This is a genomic window from Mycobacterium sp. 1081908.1 (assembly GCF_001673535.1).
Classification (GTDB): domain Bacteria; phylum Actinomycetota; class Actinomycetes; order Mycobacteriales; family Mycobacteriaceae; genus Mycobacterium.
The window spans coordinates 1-18,486 of record NZ_LZLY01000101.1; the positions used below are offsets into that span (position 1 = coordinate 1).

The following is an 18,486-nucleotide window of genomic DNA, read 5'->3' on the forward strand; positions in this document are numbered from 1 at the left end:
ACCGGTCAACTTGCACACAACTACAGACCACCAACCCGAGAGGAAACCCGGTGAGCACCGACCTCGACAACGCGCCGCCACCGCACGCCGAGGCCGCGCCCCGGCATCGCGGCACCGACCCCCTGGCGCAGGGTTCCGACGGTTCGGATGACAGCCCGTCGAGCGGCGGCCAGTCCGTGGCCGAACTGCTGGCGCGGCTGCAGGTCGAGCCCTCCGGCGGCGGTCGCCGCCGTCGCCGCGACGGTTGAGCTGGGACCTTCCTCACATTGGGCCGCAACTAAGAATCGACTAAAGTCTTAGTGACCGTCCGGTACCCAGTGGGACTGGAACGAACCAAGAAAGCTATGAGGTCGTCTGCGATGGAGCAGCTCGACGGACTGCGCCCGGCGCGGCTCAAGGTGGGGATCATCTCCGCCGGCCGCGTGGGCTCCGCCCTCGGTGTCGCGCTGGAGCGCGCCGACCACGTCGTCGTGTCGTGCAGCGCCGTCTCGCACGCGTCGCGCCAGCGGGCGCACCACCGGTTGCCCGACACCCCGGTGGCGTCGCCGCCGGACGTGGCCGCCAACGCCGAGCTGCTGCTGTTGGCGGTTCCCGACAGCGAACTCGCCGGCCTGGTGTCCGGGCTGGCGGCCACCGCGGCCGTCCGCCCCGGCACGATCGTGGCGCACACGTCCGGCGCCAACGGGGTCGGCATCCTGGCGCCGCTGAGCCACGACGGCTGCATCCCGCTGGCGATCCACCCGGCGATGACCTTCACCGGCTCCGACGAGGACATCAGCCGGCTGCCCGACACCTGCTTCGGGATCACCGCGGCCGACGAGGTCGGGTACGCCATCGCGCAATCGCTGGTGCTCGAGATGGGCGGCGAGCCCTTTTGCGTCCCCGAGGACGCCCGCGTCCTCTACCACGCCGCGCTGGCGCACGCGGGCAACCACCTCGTGACGGTGGTCGCCGACGCGGTCGAGGCGTTGCGGGCCGCGCTGCGCGGCAGCGAACTGCTGGGGCAACAGACGGTCGACGACCAGCCGGGCGGCCTCGCCGAACGCATCGTCGGGCCGCTGGCCCGGGCGGCGCTGGAGAACACCCTGCGTCGTGGGCAGGCCGCCCTCACCGGGCCGGTCGCCCGCGGCGACGCCGCCGCCGTCGCCGAACACCTGGCCGCCCTGGCCGAGGTCGAGCCGGACCTGGCCCAGGCGTACCGGGTCAACGCCTTGCGGACCGCCCAGCGCGCACACGCCCCCGCCGACGTCCTCGAGGTGCTGGCGCGATGACCCCCAAATTCAATCCGGGCGAACTCAACGTCTACTCGGCGCCGCGCGACGTCACCGACGTCAGCCGGGCGCTGCGCCACACCGGCCGCCGCGTGATGCTGGTGCCCACCATGGGCGCCCTGCACGACGGGCACCTCGCCCTCGTCCGGGCCGCCAAGCGGGTCCCCGGCTCGGTGGTCGTGGTCTCGATCTTCGTCAACCCCCTGCAATTCGGGGCCGGGGAAGACCTCGACGCCTACCCCCGGACCCTCGACGAGGACGTGGCGCTGCTGCGCGGTGAGGACGTCGAGATCGTGTTCGCGCCCACCGCGGCGGCGATGTATCCCGACGGCCTGCGCACCACCGTGCACCCCGGCCCGCTGGCCGGCGAACTCGAGGGCGGCGCGAGGCCGACCCACTTCGCCGGCGTGCTGACCGTGGTGTGCAAGCTGCTGCAGATCGTGCGCCCCGATCGGGTGTTCTTCGGCGAGAAGGACTACCAGCAGCTGGTCCTGATCCGTCAGATGGTGGCCGACCTCAACCTCGACGTAGCGGTGGTCGGCGTTCCCACCGTGCGCGAACACGACGGCCTGGCGATGTCGTCGCGCAACCGCTACCTGGACCCGGCGCAACGCGAACTGGCCGTGGCGCTTTCGGCGGCGCTGACGGCCGGGGCGCACGCCGCGACCCACGGTGCCCGGGCCGCGCTGGACGCGGCTCGCGCGGTGCTCGAAGCGACGGCCGGCCTGGTGGTCGACTACCTCGAGCTGCGCGACGTCGACCTGGGGCCGTTGCGCGATAACGGATCCGGCCGGCTGCTGGTCGCGGCCAGGCTCGGCAGCACCAGGCTGCTCGACAACGTGTCAATCCAGATCGGAAACCTCGCCGGCACCGCTGGGCCGGACGAACTCGCCCAATCACATTGGAGGAATTGATGTTACGGACCATGCTGAAGTCGAAGATCCACCGCGCCACCGTGACGCAGGCCGACCTGCACTACGTCGGCTCGGTGACCATCGACGCCGACCTGATGGACGCGGCGGACCTGCTCGAGGGCGAACAGGTGACCATCGTGGACATCGACAACGGCGCCCGCCTGGTCACCTACGCGATCACCGGCGAACGCGGCAGCGGAGTCATCGGAATCAACGGCGCCGCAGCGCATCTGGTCCACCCGGGCGACCTGGTGATCCTGATCGCCTACGGGACGATGGAAGACGCCGAGGCGCGCGCCTACCGGCCGCGGATCGTGTTCGTCGACGCCGACAACAAGCCGATCGACCTCGGCGACGACCCGGCGTTCGTGCCCGACGGCGTCGACGAATTGCTCGATCCCCGGATCGGCGCGAGGTAGCCGTGCTGCTGGCCATCGACGTCCGCAACACGCACACCGTCGTCGGACTGCTGTCGGGATCCAAGGAGCACGCAAAGGTCGTGCAGCAGTGGCGGATTCGCACCGAATCCGAGGTCACCGCGGACGAACTGGCGCTCACCATCGACGGCCTGATCGGCGACGATTCCGAGCGCCTCACCGGCGCCGCCGCGCTGTCGACCGTCCCGTCGGTGCTGCACGAGGTGCGGGTCATGCTCGACCAGTACTGGCCGTCGGTGCCCAACGTGCTCATCGAGCCGGGGGTGCGCACCGGGATCCCGCTGCTGGTCGACAATCCGAAAGAGGTGGGCGCCGACCGGATCGTCAACTGCCTGGCGGCCTTTCACAAGTACCGCAAGGCCGCTGTCGTCGTCGATTTCGGTTCCTCGATCTGCGTGGACGTGGTGTCGGCCAAGGGCGAGTTCCTCGGCGGTGCCATCGCCCCGGGTGTGCAGGTTTCCTCCGATGCCGCCGCCGCCCGCTCCGCGGCGCTGCGCCGCGTCGAGCTGACCCGGCCCCGATCGGTGGTCGGCAAAAACACTGTCGAATGCATGCAGGCCGGCGCGGTGTTCGGCTTCGCCGGCCTGGTCGACGGTTTGGTCCGGCGCATCCGCGAGGACGTCGACGGTTTCGCCGGTGATGACGTGGCCGTCGTGGCGACCGGCCATACCGCGCCGCTGCTGCTGCCCGAACTGCACACCGTCAACCACTACGACCAGCACCTGACGTTGCATGGCCTGCAGCTGGTCTTCGAACGCAACCGCGACGCCGAGCGCGGCCGGCTGAAGACGGCGCGCTAAGGCGGGGCATTCGGCATCGAGTCTGCGTACAGCGCGGCTCCCCAGCCCAATTTCACGCTCTGAGCGCAGGGCCGAAGTCGTCATTTAAGCTGGCACGTCGTGAGCTCCGACGCCCCCGACCTTCCCGAGCAGTTCCGGATCCGCCGGGACAAGCGCGCTCGCCTGTTGGCCGAGGGCACCGACCCCTACCCCGTCGCCATCGAGCGCACCCACACCCTGGCCGAGGTGCGCGCCGCCCACGGCGACCTGCCGACCGACACCGCCACCGACGACGTCGTCGGGGTCGCGGGCCGGGTCATCTTCGCGCGCAATTCCGGAAAACTGTGCTTTGCGACACTCCAGGACGGCGACGGCGCCACCCTGCAGGTGATGATCAGCCTCGACAAGGTCGGCGCCGACGCGCTCGACGCGTGGAAGGCCGACGTCGACCTCGGCGACATCGTCTACGTGCACGGCAACGTGATCAGCTCGCGGCGCGGCGAATTGTCCGTGCTGGCCGACTCCTGGCGGATGGCGGCCAAGTCGCTGCGCCCGCTGCCCGTCGCGCACAAGGAGATGAGCGAGGAGTCGCGGGTCCGGCAGCGCTACGTCGACCTGATCGTTCGTCCGCAGGCCCGCACCGTGGCCCGGCAGCGAATCGCCGTGATTCGGGCGATCCGCAACGCGCTGGAACGGCGCGGGTTTCTCGAAGTCGAAACCCCTATGTTGCAGACGCTGGCCGGCGGCGCCGCGGCCCGGCCGTTCATCACGCATTCCAATGCGCTCGACATCGATCTCTACCTGCGCATCGCGCCGGAACTGTTCCTCAAGCGCTGCATCGTCGGCGGATTCGACAAGGTCTTCGAGTTAAATCGCGTGTTCCGAAACGAAGGGGCCGATTCGACGCATTCTCCAGAATTTTCCATGTTGGAGACCTACCAGACCTACGGAACCTATGACGATTCCGCGATCGTCACGCGTGAGCTTATTCAAGAGGTGGCCGACGAGGCGATCGGAACCCGACAACTGCCGTTCCCGGACGGCAGCGTGTACGACATAGACGGAGAATGGGCGTCAATACAAATGTATCCGTCGCTGTCGGCGGCGCTCGGTGAGGAGATCACCCCCGACACGACGGTCGATCGCCTGCGGGCCATCGCCGATCGGCTCGGTGTGGAGATCCCCGACGACCGCGGCTACGGGCACGGCAAACTCGTCGAGGAGCTGTGGGAGCACACCGTCGGCAATTCCCTGACCGCGCCCACCTTCGTCAAGGATTTCCCAGTGGAGACAACACCTTTGACGCGGCAGCACCGCAGCATTGCCGGCGTGACCGAGAAGTGGGACCTCTACCTTCGCGGGGTCGAACTGGCCACCGGGTATTCCGAATTGAACGATCCCGTCGTGCAGCGCGAGCGGTTCGCCGCGCAGGTCCGCGCCGCGGCCGCGGGCGACGCCGAGGCCATGGCGCTCGACGAAGATTTTCTCGCTGCGCTCGAGTATGGGATGCCGCCGTGCACCGGAACCGGAATGGGTATCGATCGGTTGTTGATGTCATTGACCGGCCTGTCAATTAGAGAGACAGTTTTGTTCCCGATTGTTCGGCCGCACTCCAGTTGAGTTAGCCGTTGCGTCTGGATTGAGTATCCCGCCTGGTTATGGCAGATTGGTGACTTGGGGAGTGAATCCAAACTGCTCAGCAACTGCTCAGGACGAAACGCGAGGGTAAGCTAATGGCGAAAAAAGTGACCGTCACCTTGGTCGATGATTTCGACGGTGCGGGCGCGGCCGACGAAACGGTTGAATTCGGGCTTGACGGGGTGACCTACGAGATTGACCTTTCGTCCAAGAATGCTGCGAAACTGCGCAACGATTTGAAGCAATGGGTCGCGGCGGGCCGTCGGGTCGGTGGCCGCCGGCGCGGGCGTTCGGGCTCGGGACGTGGCCGGGGTGCCATCGACCGCGAGCAAAGCGCCGCCATCCGGGAATGGGCCCGCCGCAACGGGCACAACGTGTCGACGCGTGGCCGCATCCCGGCGGACGTCATCGACGCGTTCCACGCGGCGACCTAAGCGAAGCGCTTACCGGCGCCCGGGTCCCTACGGCCCGGGCGCCGGTTGTTTTCAATTTCGCTGGCGGCGGAACGCTCGCCGGCTCCCGCGGAAACGCTTTGGTGTTTTTCCTCGTTTACCTGTTACGGCCGTGCGCCAACTGGGGTGTGCGGCCGGGACGGCCAGCAACCGCAACGTTAGGAACCGCGGCGGGCCGACCATTACAGTGGAGAGCAGGTACGCGGTTCCGGCCCCTAGGGGCCGGCAATTGGCCATCAAGAGGTCTGTACCGATGGCGAGGGAGAGCAGGTAAGCACCGATGTTCGAAAGATTTACCGACCGTGCCCGCAGGGTCGTCGTCCTGGCGCAAGAAGAGGCCCGGATGCTCAACCACAACTACATCGGCACCGAGCACATCCTGTTGGGTTTGATTCACGAGGGCGAGGGCGTCGCGGCGAAGTCGCTGGAGTCGCTGGGCATCTCGCTCGAGGGCGTTCGCAGCCAGGTCGAGGAGATCATCGGCCAGGGCCAGCAGGCGCCGTCGGGGCACATCCCGTTCACCCCGCGCGCCAAGAAGGTTCTCGAGCTGAGCCTGCGCGAGGCGCTGCAGCTGGGCCACAACTACATCGGCACCGAGCACATTCTGCTCGGCCTGATCCGCGAGGGTGAGGGCGTTGCCGCCCAGGTGCTGGTCAAGCTGGGCGCCGAGCTGACCCGGGTGCGCCAGCAGGTGATCCAGCTGCTGAGCGGCTACCAGGGCAAGGAAGCCGCGGAAGCCGGCACCGGCGGTCGCGGCGGCGAGTCCGGCAGCCCCTCCACGTCGCTGGTGCTCGACCAGTTCGGCCGCAACCTGACGGCCGCCGCGATGGAAGGCAAGCTCGACCCGGTCATCGGCCGCGAGAAGGAAATCGAGCGGGTGATGCAGGTGCTCTCCCGCCGCACCAAGAACAACCCGGTGCTGATCGGCGAGCCCGGCGTCGGCAAGACGGCCGTCGTCGAGGGCCTGGCGCAGGCCATCGTGCACGGCCAGGTGCCGGAGACGCTGAAGGACAAGCAGCTGTACACGCTTGACCTGGGTTCGCTGGTGGCCGGCTCGCGCTACCGCGGTGACTTCGAGGAACGCCTCAAGAAGGTGCTCAAGGAGATCAACACCCGCGGCGACATCATCCTGTTCATCGACGAGCTGCACACGCTCGTCGGTGCCGGCGCCGCCGAGGGCGCGATCGACGCGGCGAGCATCCTCAAGCCCAAGCTGGCCCGCGGCGAACTGCAGACGATCGGCGCGACCACCCTCGACGAGTACCGCAAGTACATCGAGAAGGACGCCGCCCTGGAGCGCCGCTTCCAGCCCGTCCAGGTGGGTGAGCCGACGGTGGCCCACACCATCGAGATCCTCAAGGGATTGCGGGACCGGTACGAGGCCCACCACCGGGTGTCGATCAGCGACTCCGCGATCGTGGCCGCGGCCACCCTGGCCGACCGCTACATCAACGACCGGTTCCTGCCTGACAAGGCCATCGACCTGATCGACGAGGCCGGCGCCCGCATGCGGATCCGCCGGATGACCGCGCCGCCAGACCTGCGTGAGTTCGACGAGAAGATCGCCGACGCCCGCCGCGAGAAGGAATCGGCGATCGACGCCCAGGACTTCGAGAAAGCCGCCAGCCTGCGGGACCGGGAGAAGCAACTGGTCGCCCAGCGGGCCGAGCGCGAAAAGCAGTGGCGCTCAGGCGACATGGACGTTGTCGCCGAGGTGGACGACAACGAGATCGCCGAGGTGCTGGGAAACTGGACCGGCATCCCGGTGTTCAAGCTCACCGAGGCCGAAACCACCCGGCTGCTGCGCATGGAGGACGAGCTGCACAAGCGGATCATCGGCCAGGTCGATGCCGTCAAGGCCGTCTCCAAGGCGATCCGCCGCACCCGCGCCGGGCTGAAAGACCCCAAGCGACCCTCGGGCTCGTTCATCTTCGCCGGCCCGTCCGGTGTCGGTAAGACCGAGCTGTCCAAGGCGCTGGCCAACTTCCTGTTCGGCGACGACGACGCGCTCATCCAAATCGACATGGGCGAGTTCCACGACCGCTTCACCGCGTCGCGGCTGTTCGGTGCCCCGCCGGGATACGTCGGCTACGAGGAGGGCGGCCAGCTCACCGAGAAGGTGCGCCGCAAGCCGTTCAGCGTGGTGCTGTTCGACGAGATCGAGAAGGCGCACCAGGAGATCTACAACAGCCTGCTGCAGGTCCTCGAGGACGGCCGGCTCACCGACGGTCAGGGGCGCACGGTCGACTTCAAGAACACCGTGCTGATCTTCACGTCCAACCTCGGCACGTCCGACATCTCCAAGCCGGTGGGCCTGGGCTTCACCCAGGGCGGCGGCGACAACAACTACGAGCGGATGAAGCAGAAGGTCAACGACGAGCTGAAGAAGCACTTCCGCCCGGAGTTCCTCAACCGCATCGACGACATCATCGTCTTCCACCAGCTGACGCGCGACGAGATCATCCAGATGGTCGACCTGATGATCGAGCGGGTCGGCAAGCAGCTCAAGGCCAAAGACATGTCGATGGAGCTGACCGACAAGGCCAAGGCTCTGCTGGCCAAGCGTGGCTTCGACCCGGTGCTGGGCGCGCGTCCGTTGCGGCGCACCATCCAGCGCGAGATCGAGGACCAGCTCTCCGAGAAGATCCTCTTCGAGGAGGTCGGGCCCGGACAGATCGTCACCGTCGACGTGGACAACTGGGACGGGGAAAGCGCCGGCGAGGAAGCGGTGTTCACGTTCACCGGGACCCGCAAGCCGCCGGCCGAGCCGGATCTGGCCAAGGCCGGAGCGCACAGCGCACCCGAAACGCAGTAGTAGCGGTTAGCGGAAACGGGCGGTTAGTCTCTCACGGGGCTACCGCCCGTTTCTGCTGTGCTCCGGAAGAAGTGTCGGCCTGAGCTCGCGAAATGCGTTCTCCCAGACGGGCGCCGGCTTCAAGGCGATGTTCGGCGGCGAGCTGCAGGGGATGCAAAGAATCCAGGCGGTGCCGGTCACCGAGGGCGCCAAGTACACCGCGGGCCAGCTTGGCTACGGCGCCGCGGCGCCCCAACATTGACGCGCGGTCTACACTGACACCTGTCCTGACGGACCACGGAATCTGGTGAAATTCCAGAACGGTCGCGCCACTGTCGAAAGTCAGACCCGTAGCCCGTCATCCGCAGCGGGGACGCGCAATCCCCGGAAGGAGTGCTCGTGGCAAATCTCGAGAAGGCTGGCGCCCGTACCCGGTCGGTCGATCTGTCGGCGGCAAGCGCCGCGCTCTGGTTGGCGGCGACCACCTTCCTGGCGCTCTTGGCGCTGTACTTCGTCGGGGCCGATCAGGGCGCGGTGTCGCTGTTCGGCAGCGACTCCCACGTGCACGAGTTTGTCCACGACGCGCGCCACCTGCTCGGCTTCCCCTGCCACTGACCCACGGCGTGGAGAAGCGGCTGATCGCCCGCGGTCTCCTGGCGGGGGCCGTCGGCGCGGTGCTGTCATTCCTGTTCGCCCGCGTCTGCGCCGAGCCGGTCATCGCCCGCGCGATCGCTTTTGAGGACGGGCGAAGCGACGTCCTGGACGCTCACGGCGTGCACGAGCACGGCGCCGAGTTGTTCACCCGCGGCGTGCAGGCCAACGCCGGCTTGGGTTTCGGCGTGCTGATTTTCGGCGTCGCCATGGGAGCGCTGTTTTCCGTACTGTTCTGCGTGGTCTCGGTGCGCGCGAGAGCCGTTGGCCCGCGGCGGCTTTCGGTGCTCCTGGCGGCGGGCGCGTTCGTCGCGGCGTACCTCGTGCCGTTCCTGAAGTACCCGCCGAATCCGCCCGCGGTCGGCCAGGCGGACACGATCGGGGCCCGCACCGGCTGGTACCTGGCGATGGTGCTGGCCTCGGTGGCGCTGGCGATCGCCGCCGTGTGGCTGGCCCGACGGCTCGCCGCCCGGTTCGGCGCGTGGAACGGAGGCCTGGTCGCGGCGGCCACCTACGCGCTCGCGGTCGCCGCGGTGGCGGTGCCGCTACCGACGGTCGACGAGACACCACCTCCGATGCGCGACGCCTCGGGCGCGATCGTCTATCCCGGGTTTCCCGCCGATGTGCTCTACGAGTTCAGGCTGCTTTCCCTCGGCGCGCAACTGGTGTTGTGGGCGGCCATCGGCCTGGTGTTCGCGACGCTGGCGGGCCGGCTGCTGGAGGAGCGGGTCCCCGCGTGACCGAGGTGGTCCGCCTGACCCTGGTGTCGCACGCGATGACCGACGCCATGGCGGACGGACGCTTCCCCGCCGACGAGCCGCTCAACGGCATCGGCCTTCGGCAGGCCAAAAAGGCTGGGCGCCTTGACATCGACCGCGCAACGAGGCAACTCACGGGCCCCGAGCGGCGCGCCCGCCAAACCGCGCAACTGCTGGGCCTGCACGCCACGGTCGAGCCGCGGCTGGCCGACCTCAGTTGCGACGGGTGGTGCGGGCAGACCCTGCGCGCCGTCGGCCCCGCGGACCTCGAGACGTGGCTGACCGATCCGGCGCGGGCACCGCACGGCGGTGAGTCGATCGTCGACCTGATGGGACGCGTGGCCGGCTGGCTCGAGAGTTTGACCGGCGAAGCGACGCCCGCGGTGGCGGTGACGCATCCCGCGGTGATCCGGGCGGCCATTCTCGACGCTCTCGGCATGCCGCCGAACTCCTTCTGGCGCATCGACATCGCGCCGGTCGGTCGCGTCGTGATGCACTTTCGCGCGGGCCGCTGGACGCTGCGGTTGTGAGTTCCCAGCGGCTCTCCGGACCATGAGGCTCGCGTCAAAGTTGATAGCGCATACGCTATCGAATTCGTAAGTCATCTATGCCGGCCTGATCTCCACGCCCGGCAGTTCGCGCAGCCACGCGGTGGAGACCGTGGACCACTCCCCGACGCCGACATAGGAGCTGAATCGGGTCGTCGAGATCTTAGGGTGGGCCAGCAGCAATCCCGCGGGCGACAGGTGCACGGCATCCCAGTGCTGTCCGATCGCCGGCCAGTCCGGGTACATACAACCGCCGGCCGTCGCTGAATGCGCGTCGATCAGTTCGGCCCAGTCGCGGGCCGAATCGATCCTTGCCACGCGAACGCGCGTGACGTCGAAACGCAGCTCCCAGCGCGGCATTTCGCGTCTCAGGTTCTCGCCGCAGAGGGTCCACGAGTCCTCGTCCTCGGTGATCGGCGTGGAGGTCCAGAACGCGCCATTTGGTAATGCGCTCAACGGCTCCCGATTGCGAACACTCGGCGCGCGCAGCTCGCTCAAGATCCCCTGATGGATCTGTGGCGAGCCGAACGAGGGTAGTCCCGACAGCGCCGCGCGGCCCCAGCTGTCGTACTTGCGCAGCTCCGGATCGTCCACGTCGAGGTGCGCGACCTCTAGATAACGATCGGAGTAAAGGTAGCCGCCGACGGCCGACACCCCGGCCCCGATCAGCCTCTCGGGTATGGCCAGGCCGCCCGATCGCCGCATGTCCTCGATGAACAGGCGCCCCGGAAAGGTATCCAGCAGCGATTCGCGGGCGCTCACCCGGCTACTTGGGGCCGATCAGCGCGAAGGCCTGCCTGGCGACCTGCAGCATCCAGCCGGTCACCCGGGGGCCATGGTCGCGGGGCCAGTTGAGCTGAAAGCTGACCACCCACGGCTGCTGGTTCTTGTCGACGGCGTACCAGCTGAACGTCAAATCGCCCGGCAGCCCACCGGCTTTCGCGCCGATGTACGGCCACACATTGCGGTCCAGCTGGATGCCGGCCACCGCCGAAAGGATCTGCCGGACCGGCGCCGCGGGCCCCACCGCGTCGGCCTGCAGCGCCGCGTGCACCCGGCAGATGTCCTCGGCGCTGCCGTACCACTCCGCGCCGTAGGCCGACGCGGGGGTGTGGGCATGGGCCGGATCGGGTTGGTAGGGCGTCGAATCCGCCTGCGCCAGCAACTGGGCGCGCACCTGCCTGGACCCCTGCTTCCACTGGTCGCGCAGGTCCGGTTTGCCCCAGCCGACCGAGAACAGCTCATACATCGTGGGGAACGGCGTCATGCTGGCCGGATCGTGATGGCCCGCCGTGGCGAGGGCCTCCTCGATGGCGTGCGTTCCCAACCTTCCGATCAGCAGGTCGGTGGCCATGTTGTCGCTGGTGGCGATCATCTTCTCGGCGGCCGTGCGAACCGAAACATGCGCTCCCACGGGCAGTTCCAGGCCCGACGAGCCGACCGCCCGGCCCTTGTCGGTGACGGTGAGCTGATCGTCCCAGGAGACCGTGCCGTTTCGGACGGCACCGGCGACCGCGTGTAGCACGTACAACTTGAAAATCGATGCCAGGGGCAGTGATTCGCCGGTGTTGGTGCCGGCCACCGGGTCGCAGTGACCGTTGTCGACCTTGGCGGCCTGGTAGGAATAGCGAGCGCCGGTCTTGCTCAGCACCGCGTCGACGTCGCGCCAGGAGTTGATCTTCGGCGGCTGCGTGTCGACGTCGAACCGGTCGACCCGGCCCTCGTCGTCGGTGTGCAGCCGGATGTCTTGTCGCGCGCCATACGACGTGACCAGGTGCAGCGTGGCCGCGCTGGCGCCGAGGTCGACGGCGTTGAGGGTGAAGGGGCGATCCCACCAGAGCCCCTCCATGGTGGTTTCGACCGACTCGACCTTGTCGGGCGCGGCCAGGGTGCCGACCCCGACCGGGCCGATCGGCCAGTCCGAGTTCAGCATGTCCAAGGTCTGCTGCGCGCGGATGCCGGGAGGCGTCCGGGTGTCGATCTGCCGGCCCGGGTTCGCCGCGTTCGCCTGCGGGGAGGGCGAGGGGGCGCAACCCGGCGCCAGCGTCACCACCAGCGCCGCCGCGGCACCCAACGCCGCGACGCGGCGCCGAGCCGAGCGGTCGCTAACTACCCTGCTTGCTGCCGGCAACGTCCATCACGACCTCGAATTCCAGCAACGATGCCCCGGTCGCCACGGGGTTGGCCCGCTCGCCGGCATGGGCTTCGATGGCGGGTCCCTTCGCCCAGGCCTGGAAGGCGTCTTCGGACTCCCAATGCGTCACCACGAAGTAGCGGTTTTCACCCTTGATCGGGCGCAGCAACTGGAAGCCGAGGAAACCGGGCTGGTTGTCCACCGCGTGTGCGCGGTGGGCGAACCGCTTCTCCAGCTCGGGGCCGGCGTCGGCGGGCACCTCGATTGCATTGATCTTGACCACTTGCGGCATTCCGCAAGGCTACCGCGCCGCCCGGCTTGCCCGACTCGCGGGCGGGCCACGCAAGATGGTGATATGTCCAGCGACCTGTTGGCCTGCCGCGGCGGCCAGGGCGAGCCATTGGTGCTGGTGCACGGCCTAATGGGCCGCGGCACCACCTGGTCGCGCCAGCTGCCCTGGTTGGCCCGGTTGGGCACCGTCTACACCTACGACGCCCCCTGGCACCGGGGCCGCGACATCGACGACCCGCACCCGATCAGCACCGAGCGCTTCGTGGCCGATTTGGCCGACGCGGTCGGCGCCCTGGGAATTCCGGCCAGGCTGGTCGGGCATTCGATGGGGGCCCTGCACTCGTGGTGCCTCGCCGCGGAGCGCCCGGATCTGGTTTCGGCGCTGGTGATCGAGGACATGGCGCCGGACTTCCGGGGCCGCACCACCGGGCCGTGGGAGCCCTGGCTGCACGCCCTTCCGGTCGAATTCGACTCGGCCGAGCAGGTGTTCGACGAGTTCGGGCCCGTCGCCGGGCAGTATTTCCTGGACGCGTTCGACCGCACCGAACGCGGCTGGCGGCTGCACGGGCACACGCCGCGCTGGATCGAGATCGCGGCCGAATGGGGCACCCGGGATTACTGGGCGCAGTGGGCGGCGGTGCGGGCGCCGGCGCTGCTCATCGAGGCCGGCAACTCGGTGACCCCGCCGGGCCAGATGCGTAAGATGGCCGAAACGCCCTCCCCGACAACGTATTTGCATGTTCCGCGTGCCGGTCACCTGATCCACGACGAAGCGCCGCAGGTGTTCCGCGAGGCCGTCGAATCCTTCCTGGCGGTCACCGCCGCCCGGTGATCCCGCGCGCGGTGCGCAGCGCCACCGCCATGAGCGTGTTGGTCGGATTCTGGCAGCCCGAGGTGACGAACACGCTGCCGTCGGCGACGAAGACGTTGTCCATCTGATGCATTCGCCCGTTGGGGTCGACGACGCTCGTCGCCGGGGACACGCCCATCTGCATCCCGCCCATCACGTGCTTGGTGTTCGGTGGGGTGCCGCCCCCGAGCTTTCGCTCCAGGCCGTCCGGGACGGCGGCGAACAGCTGCGCGCCGGCCGCCGCCATCATCGCGGTGATGGGCACCAGGTAGAACGTCTGGGCGACCGCCTCGTGCCTGCCGGGCGCCCAGGTCACGCGGGCCACCGGCTGGCCGTTGAGGTCCGTGACCGTCGGGTCGAGGGTGACGTTGTTGGTCAGGTATGGCAGGTCGGTGCCGATGAAGTTCACGCCGGCGAGCCGGTCGCGCAGCAGCGAGGCGCGCATCAGGTCCTTGAACGGGCTGCCGAACAGCTGCACGCCGGGCAGGAATCCGAGGATCTCCTGGTAGAACTTGCCCTCCGTGATCGGGTCCTGGCTGCCGCCCAGCTCGCACAGGCCGCCGCGGATGTAGGGCAGCCCGGCCAGCTTTGCCGCGAGCCGGGCGCCGGGGAAGTTGGGGTCGCAGAAATCCTCCATGCACTGCGTGATCGAGCGGCCGCGGTAGGCGTGCACCCGCTGGTCGAGGTAGATGCCGAACCCGTCGACGAAGTTGTGAAACATCAGCCGGGCGCCGATGCGTCCGCTGGCGTCGGGCAGACCGGACAGCAGCGCCAGGCGCGCGGTCTCGATCGCCGAGGCGGCCAGCACCACCAGGTCGGCGCTCTCCCCGCCGGGATTGCCCAGCGGGTCGAGATAGGACACGCCGGTGGCCCGCCGGCCGGTGAAATTGACCTTGGTGACGGTGGTTTCGGGATGTAGCTGCGCGCGGCCGGTCCGCAGCGCCAGCCGCAGCGGCGCGAGCGCGCCCACCCGGGCCGAGATCGGGCAGCCGTAGTTGCTGCAGAACCCGCAGTTGTTGCACGCGGGGCGGCCGTCGTATTCAACGGAATTGATCGCGGTCGGAAACGGATACGGGTGGAGCCCGATTCGCTTGGCCCCCTTGGCGATCAGCGTCGACGAACGCTGCTGCGGCCCGGGCGGCATCGGGTATTGCCGCGAGCGCGGCGCGTGCTTCAGCGAGAGGGCGGGAATCGTCGCGACGTCGCCCTGCGTCCCGAGCAGCACCTCGATCACGTCGTAATACGGGGCGATCTCGCTGTATTCGAACGGCCAGTCCTGCACGTCCGCGCCCGGCTGCGGGCCCAGCATCGAGAGCCCCTTGAAATCGATGTCCCAGAACCGCGGCACCTTCGCGTCCCAGTGCACGGTTCCGCCGCCGACGGTCACCGGCAGCTCGTTGACCGGGCCGACGTAGCCGGCGGCCTGGGTGGCGTGGGGCCGGAACGTGCGTGGGTAGGCGAGCGGATCGGGCTGCTCGAAGTAGCGATAGAGCGACTTGAGCTCGTCGTTGGCGAATGTCGTGCCGAGCGGGCCGGTGCCCTCCAGGTTGGTGAAGTAGTTCGATCCCTTCTCGAATATCACTACGTCCCAGCCATTTTGGGCAAGCTCCATCGCCACCGTCGACGCGCCGGCGCCGGAGCCGACGATGACCGCCTTAGGCACTCACGCCGCCCCTTCCGCCCAACTTGGAGATGACCTGTTCCCAGCCCCCGCGGCGTAGCCGGTTGATGATGTCGCTGAGGACGACCACATCCCACTGGACCGCCTCCACCTCGGCGGGGGTATATCCGCGCGGCTGCGAGTCGCCGGGGTACTTGATGTCCTTCCAGCCGACCAGGTTCGCGTTGCCGCCGTACTCCGGGACGCTGTACATCGCCTCGATGGTGTGACCGAACAGCACGCCGGCGAAGGTCGCCGCCGGGCCGTGCGCCAGGACGAGGTCCTGCTTCACGCCCGGGATCGCGGTGAAGTCGCCGCCGGCCTGCTGGTCGAGCAGCGCGACGCCACTGGTGTATTGGTTCCGCAGCTGCGTCAGGCGCTGTTGCCATGCGTAGGCCTGGGCCCGGTTGAGCGGGACGAAGGTGGCCATGTAGTCCTGCGAGCCGCCGGCGCGGTTGCTCCACGGGCCGCCGGCGTGGATGTCGGCGGGAGTGACGTCGAAGACAGACAGCATCCGGTCCAGGTAGTTGACCACGTTCGCCTCGTGCGCGCCCGGACCGAACTCGGTCGGGCAGTCCTGCGGACCGGGGATCAGGCGACGAGTGGCGGCGTCGAGCACCGCGGCCTGGTGCGCCGTCAGGAATCGGTAGCCCGGGTCGGCCGACGCGGCGGGCAGGGCGCCGCGCGTGGCGGCGGCCAGCGGCAGCAGGCTGAGGCCGCCGAGTACCGCGCGCCGGGACACCGGCGGCAAGCGGGATCCCTGGCCGGCCTCCTCGCTGGGCACATCGGCAGGGTATGACGCGGATATGAGTCTCACGTGGAACGCGTGCCAGGCGGCGTGTCGGGTTGCGCGGGAACGGGCTTTTGCGGTACCGCCCGGCTATTCCTCGCCGGCCAACGCAAACCGGCCGTCGACGGTCCGGGTCACCAGACCGTCGGCAAGCAGCGAGTCCAGCGCCCGGTCGCGCTGCTGCGTATCGGTCAACCAGGCCACGTCCAGCTCCGCCCGGGTGGCGGGAGAATCCTTGGCGCGCAACACGTCCAGCAATCTCCCTCGCACCTGCCGATCGGTCCCCGCATAGGTCTGCACGCGCTTGGGCGGCCCTTGGGCAGGCGGGTAACCGGCATGCCGCCAGGCGCACTCCCGTAGCGGACACAACCCGCATCGCGGCGCCCGCGCGGTGCACACGATCGCGCCCAATTCCATCAGCGCCACCGAAAACGTCGGCGCCCGTTCGTCATCGGGCAGCAACGCCGAGACGTCGGCGTTGTCGCGGGCCGCGGACGGCGCCGCGGAGTCGGCGAGGCCGTGCACGGCGCGGGCCACCACCCGCCGCACGTTGGTGTCGACCACCGGCACGGGGCGGCGGTAGGCGAAGCAGGCGACGGCGCGCGCGGTGTAGCTGCCGACGCCGGGCAGCGTCAGCAGGGTGTCGACGTCGTCGGGGACCACGTCGCCGTGGTCGCGCGCGATGACGGTGGCGCACTCGTGCAAGTGCTTGGCGCGCCTCGGGTAGCCGAGCTTCCCCCACGCGCGCAGCACGTCGGCCGCACTCGCCGCGGCTGTCGCCGACGCGGTCGGCCAGCGCCGCACCCAATCCGGCCAGATCGACAGGACCCGCGTCACCGGCGTCTGCTGCAGCATGAACTCGCTGACCAGGATCTGCCACGCGGTGACATCCGGCTCCCGCCAAGGCAAGTCACGGCGGGAACACTCATACCAATCTATGAGCTCGCTCGGGCTGACGTTCATGTGCGGGTGCGGCATGATATGGGCCATGCCGAACACCAGCCCGATAACCGCTTGGAAAGCACTCAAAGAGGGTAACGAGCGATTCGTTGCCGGCCAGCCGCAGCACCCCAGCCAAAGCGTCGATCACCGGGCCAGTCTGGCCGCGGGCCAGAACCCGACCGCGATCATCTTCGGCTGTGCGGACAGCCGGGTGGCCGCCGAGCTGATCTTCGACCAGGGTCTGGGTGACGTGTTCGTGGTTCGCACCGCCGGGCAGGCCATCGACTCGGCCGTGCTGGGCTCGATCGAGTATGGGGTGACGGCCCTCAACGTGCCGCTCATCGTCGTTCTCGGTCACAGTAGCTGCGGCGCCGTCAAGGCAACGATCAGCGCGATCGACGAAGGCGCGATACCGGGTGGCTTCGTGCGCGACGTGGTGGAACGCGTCACCCCGTCGATCCTGGCGGGCCGTCGCGAGGGCCTGACCCGCGTCGACGAGTTCGAGGCACGGCACGTGAGCGAGACGCTGCGGCAACTCGTGTCGCGCTCCTCGGCCATTGCCGACCGGGTGGAGGCAGGGACGCTGGCGCTGGCTGGGGTCACCTACAAGCTGGCCGAAGGGAAGGCGGAGCTGGTCGACCACATCGGCGACATCGGCGAATAACGGCTCCGCTTTAACACGGCGGTCCGCCAGCAAACATCGCGACACGCCGGGGCGGATATAACAATTCCGCGTGACCTGGGCCTACGGTGTGATCGTGCTGGATCTGGAACCGCGTGGCCCGCTACCTACCGAGATCTATTGGCGGCGCAGGGGCCTGGCCCTGGGCATCGCGGTCGTCGTGATCGGGGTCGTGGTCGCCACGATCATCGCCTTCATGAGCCACAGCACCGGCGCAAAACCCGCCACCGTGGGCAAGCCCGGCACCGCAGAAAGCAAGCCGGCCGCGCCCCCGGCGGCCCAGGCCCCTCCCCAGGCCGGACCGGAGGGCGTCACCCCGGTGGCGCCGCCGGGGCAGAACCCGGAGTCGCCCACGCCCACCGCCGCGGTGCAGCCGCCGCCGGTGCTGAAGGAGGGCGATGACTGCCCCGATTCGACGCTGGCCGTCAAGGGCCTGACCAACGCGCCCCAGTACTTCATCGGCGACCAGCCGAAGTTCACCATGGTCGTCACCAACATCGGCCTGGTGTCCTGTAAGCGCGACGTCGGGGCCGCGGTGCTCGCCGCCTACGTCTACTCGCTGGACAACAAGCGGCTGTGGTCGAACCTCGACTGCGCGCCGTCCAACGAGACCCTGGTGAAGACCTTCACGCCGGGCGAGCAGGTGACGACGGCGGTGACGTGGACCGGAATGGGGTCGGCGCCGCACTGCCCGCTGCCGCGGCCGGCGATCGGGGCGGGCACCTACAACCTGGTCGTGCAGCTGGGCAACCTGCGCTCGATGCCGGTGCCGTTCATCCTGAATCAGCCGCCACCGCCGCCGGGGCCGGTACCCGGGCAGCCGGGTCAGCCGGCCATGGCGCCGCCGCCGGAGGCGCCGCCCGGGGTCGCCCCGGGCCCGTCGCCCGCCGGCTGA

The 18,486-nt window shown here is 68.9% G+C and carries 20 protein-coding genes and 1 pseudogene; 15 read left to right on the plus strand and 6 right to left on the minus strand.

The window, feature by feature from the left end; translation table 11 throughout:
• Nucleotides 1-71: 71 nt before the first annotated feature.
• The 12 genes and pseudogenes from A5655_RS29390 to A5655_RS15575 all read left to right on the plus strand — a co-directional run.
• Nucleotides 72-248: pseudogene (locus tag A5655_RS29390) on the plus strand (hypothetical protein); the annotation flags it as partial.
• 111 nt (nucleotides 249-359) lie between these two features.
• On the plus strand, nucleotides 360-1,271 hold the full coding sequence (locus tag A5655_RS15530; RefSeq protein WP_067011373.1) for a Rossmann-like and DUF2520 domain-containing protein: 912 nt from the start codon (nucleotides 360-362) through the stop codon (nucleotides 1,269-1,271).
• The gene (gene panC, locus A5655_RS15535; protein ID WP_067011374.1) at nucleotides 1,268-2,185 is read left to right on the plus strand and encodes a pantoate--beta-alanine ligase; all 918 of its coding nucleotides are present in this window, start codon (nucleotides 1,268-1,270) and stop codon (nucleotides 2,183-2,185) included. The genes A5655_RS15530 and panC overlap by 4 nt, the downstream gene beginning before the upstream one ends.
• Complete coding sequence (gene panD, locus A5655_RS15540; RefSeq protein ID WP_067011375.1) at nucleotides 2,185-2,604, plus strand: aspartate 1-decarboxylase; 420 nt, start codon at nucleotides 2,185-2,187, stop codon at nucleotides 2,602-2,604. Before panC ends, panD begins: the two co-directional genes overlap by 1 nt.
• A 2-nt stretch (nucleotides 2,605-2,606) precedes the next feature.
• Complete coding sequence (locus tag A5655_RS15545; protein WP_067011376.1) at nucleotides 2,607-3,422, plus strand: type III pantothenate kinase; 816 nt, start codon at nucleotides 2,607-2,609, stop codon at nucleotides 3,420-3,422.
• A gap of 99 nt (nucleotides 3,423-3,521) precedes the next feature.
• Nucleotides 3,522-5,021 carry a lysine--tRNA ligase gene (gene lysS, locus A5655_RS15550; protein WP_067011377.1) on the plus strand — a complete coding sequence of 500 codons (1,500 nt, stop codon included), beginning with the start codon at nucleotides 3,522-3,524 and terminating at the stop codon, nucleotides 5,019-5,021.
• A 113-nt stretch (nucleotides 5,022-5,134) separates the two neighbouring features.
• Nucleotides 5,135-5,473: a histone-like nucleoid-structuring protein Lsr2 gene (gene lsr2, locus A5655_RS15555; protein ID WP_036363110.1), complete on the plus strand. Its 339-nt coding sequence runs from the start codon at nucleotides 5,135-5,137 to the stop codon at nucleotides 5,471-5,473.
• Between the two features lie 298 nt (nucleotides 5,474-5,771).
• Nucleotides 5,772-8,306, plus strand: coding sequence for an ATP-dependent protease ATP-binding subunit ClpC (gene clpC1 / locus A5655_RS15560; protein WP_067011378.1), 2,535 nt, complete (start codon nucleotides 5,772-5,774; stop codon nucleotides 8,304-8,306).
• A gap of 52 nt (nucleotides 8,307-8,358) precedes the next feature.
• A complete protein-coding gene (locus A5655_RS29395) occupies nucleotides 8,359-8,547 on the plus strand; it encodes a hypothetical protein (RefSeq protein ID WP_156764874.1) in 189 nt (62 codons plus the stop codon).
• A gap of 137 nt (nucleotides 8,548-8,684) precedes the next feature.
• A complete protein-coding gene (locus tag A5655_RS15565; protein ID WP_067011426.1) occupies nucleotides 8,685-8,900 on the plus strand; it encodes a CbtB-domain containing protein in 216 nt (71 codons plus the stop codon).
• Nucleotides 8,901-8,908: 8 nt separating this feature from the next.
• Nucleotides 8,909-9,676, plus strand: coding sequence for a CbtA family protein (locus tag A5655_RS15570; protein ID WP_067011379.1), 768 nt, complete (start codon nucleotides 8,909-8,911; stop codon nucleotides 9,674-9,676).
• Nucleotides 9,673-10,224 (plus strand): histidine phosphatase family protein, encoded by a 552-nt coding sequence (locus A5655_RS15575; RefSeq protein WP_067011380.1) that lies wholly within the window; start codon nucleotides 9,673-9,675, stop codon nucleotides 10,222-10,224. Before A5655_RS15570 ends, A5655_RS15575 begins: the two co-directional genes overlap by 4 nt.
• A 75-nt stretch (nucleotides 10,225-10,299) precedes the next feature.
• Here A5655_RS15575 and A5655_RS15580 read toward each other — a convergent pair whose 3' ends face one another.
• Genes A5655_RS15580 through mhuD form a run of 3 tightly spaced genes read right to left on the minus strand, consistent with a single transcriptional unit; the run spans nucleotide 10,300 to nucleotide 12,668 of the window.
• Nucleotides 10,300-11,004, minus strand: coding sequence for a hypothetical protein (locus A5655_RS15580; RefSeq protein WP_067011381.1), 705 nt, complete (start codon nucleotides 11,002-11,004; stop codon nucleotides 10,300-10,302).
• A 4-nt stretch (nucleotides 11,005-11,008) separates the two neighbouring features.
• The gene (locus tag A5655_RS15585; RefSeq protein ID WP_067011382.1) at nucleotides 11,009-12,373 is read right to left on the minus strand and encodes a serine hydrolase; all 1,365 of its coding nucleotides are present in this window, start codon (nucleotides 12,371-12,373) and stop codon (nucleotides 11,009-11,011) included.
• The gene (mhuD, locus tag A5655_RS15590; protein ID WP_067011383.1) at nucleotides 12,348-12,668 is read right to left on the minus strand and encodes a mycobilin-forming heme oxygenase MhuD; all 321 of its coding nucleotides are present in this window, start codon (nucleotides 12,666-12,668) and stop codon (nucleotides 12,348-12,350) included. The genes A5655_RS15585 and mhuD overlap by 26 nt, the downstream gene beginning before the upstream one ends.
• Nucleotides 12,669-12,731: 63 nt before the next feature.
• Between mhuD and A5655_RS15595 the strand changes: the two genes are divergently transcribed.
• Nucleotides 12,732-13,499: an alpha/beta fold hydrolase gene (locus tag A5655_RS15595; protein WP_067011384.1), complete on the plus strand. Its 768-nt coding sequence runs from the start codon at nucleotides 12,732-12,734 to the stop codon at nucleotides 13,497-13,499.
• Here A5655_RS15595 and A5655_RS15600 read toward each other — a convergent pair.
• From A5655_RS15600 to A5655_RS15610, 3 genes are all read right to left on the minus strand, one after another.
• On the minus strand, nucleotides 13,483-15,180 hold the full coding sequence (locus tag A5655_RS15600) for a GMC oxidoreductase (protein WP_067011385.1): 1,698 nt from the start codon (nucleotides 15,178-15,180) through the stop codon (nucleotides 13,483-13,485). The two genes, A5655_RS15595 and A5655_RS15600, sit on opposite strands and share 17 nt — an antisense overlap.
• Nucleotides 15,173-15,961: a gluconate 2-dehydrogenase subunit 3 family protein gene (locus tag A5655_RS15605; protein ID WP_067011386.1), complete on the minus strand. Its 789-nt coding sequence runs from the start codon at nucleotides 15,959-15,961 to the stop codon at nucleotides 15,173-15,175. Before A5655_RS15605 ends, A5655_RS15600 begins: the two co-directional genes overlap by 8 nt.
• A 96-nt stretch (nucleotides 15,962-16,057) precedes the next feature.
• Nucleotides 16,058-16,957 carry an A/G-specific adenine glycosylase gene (locus A5655_RS15610; protein ID WP_067011387.1) on the minus strand — a complete coding sequence of 300 codons (900 nt, stop codon included), beginning with the start codon at nucleotides 16,955-16,957 and terminating at the stop codon, nucleotides 16,058-16,060.
• On the opposite strand from A5655_RS15610, the gene A5655_RS15615 reads away from it, so the two are divergent.
• On the plus strand, nucleotides 16,956-17,573 hold the full coding sequence (locus A5655_RS15615; protein WP_067011388.1) for a carbonic anhydrase: 618 nt from the start codon (nucleotides 16,956-16,958) through the stop codon (nucleotides 17,571-17,573). The genes A5655_RS15610 and A5655_RS15615 overlap by 2 nt on opposite strands.
• A gap of 94 nt (nucleotides 17,574-17,667) precedes the next feature.
• Nucleotides 17,668-18,486 carry a hypothetical protein gene (locus A5655_RS15620; RefSeq protein ID WP_156764875.1) on the plus strand — a complete coding sequence of 273 codons (819 nt, stop codon included), beginning with the start codon at nucleotides 17,668-17,670 and terminating at the stop codon, nucleotides 18,484-18,486.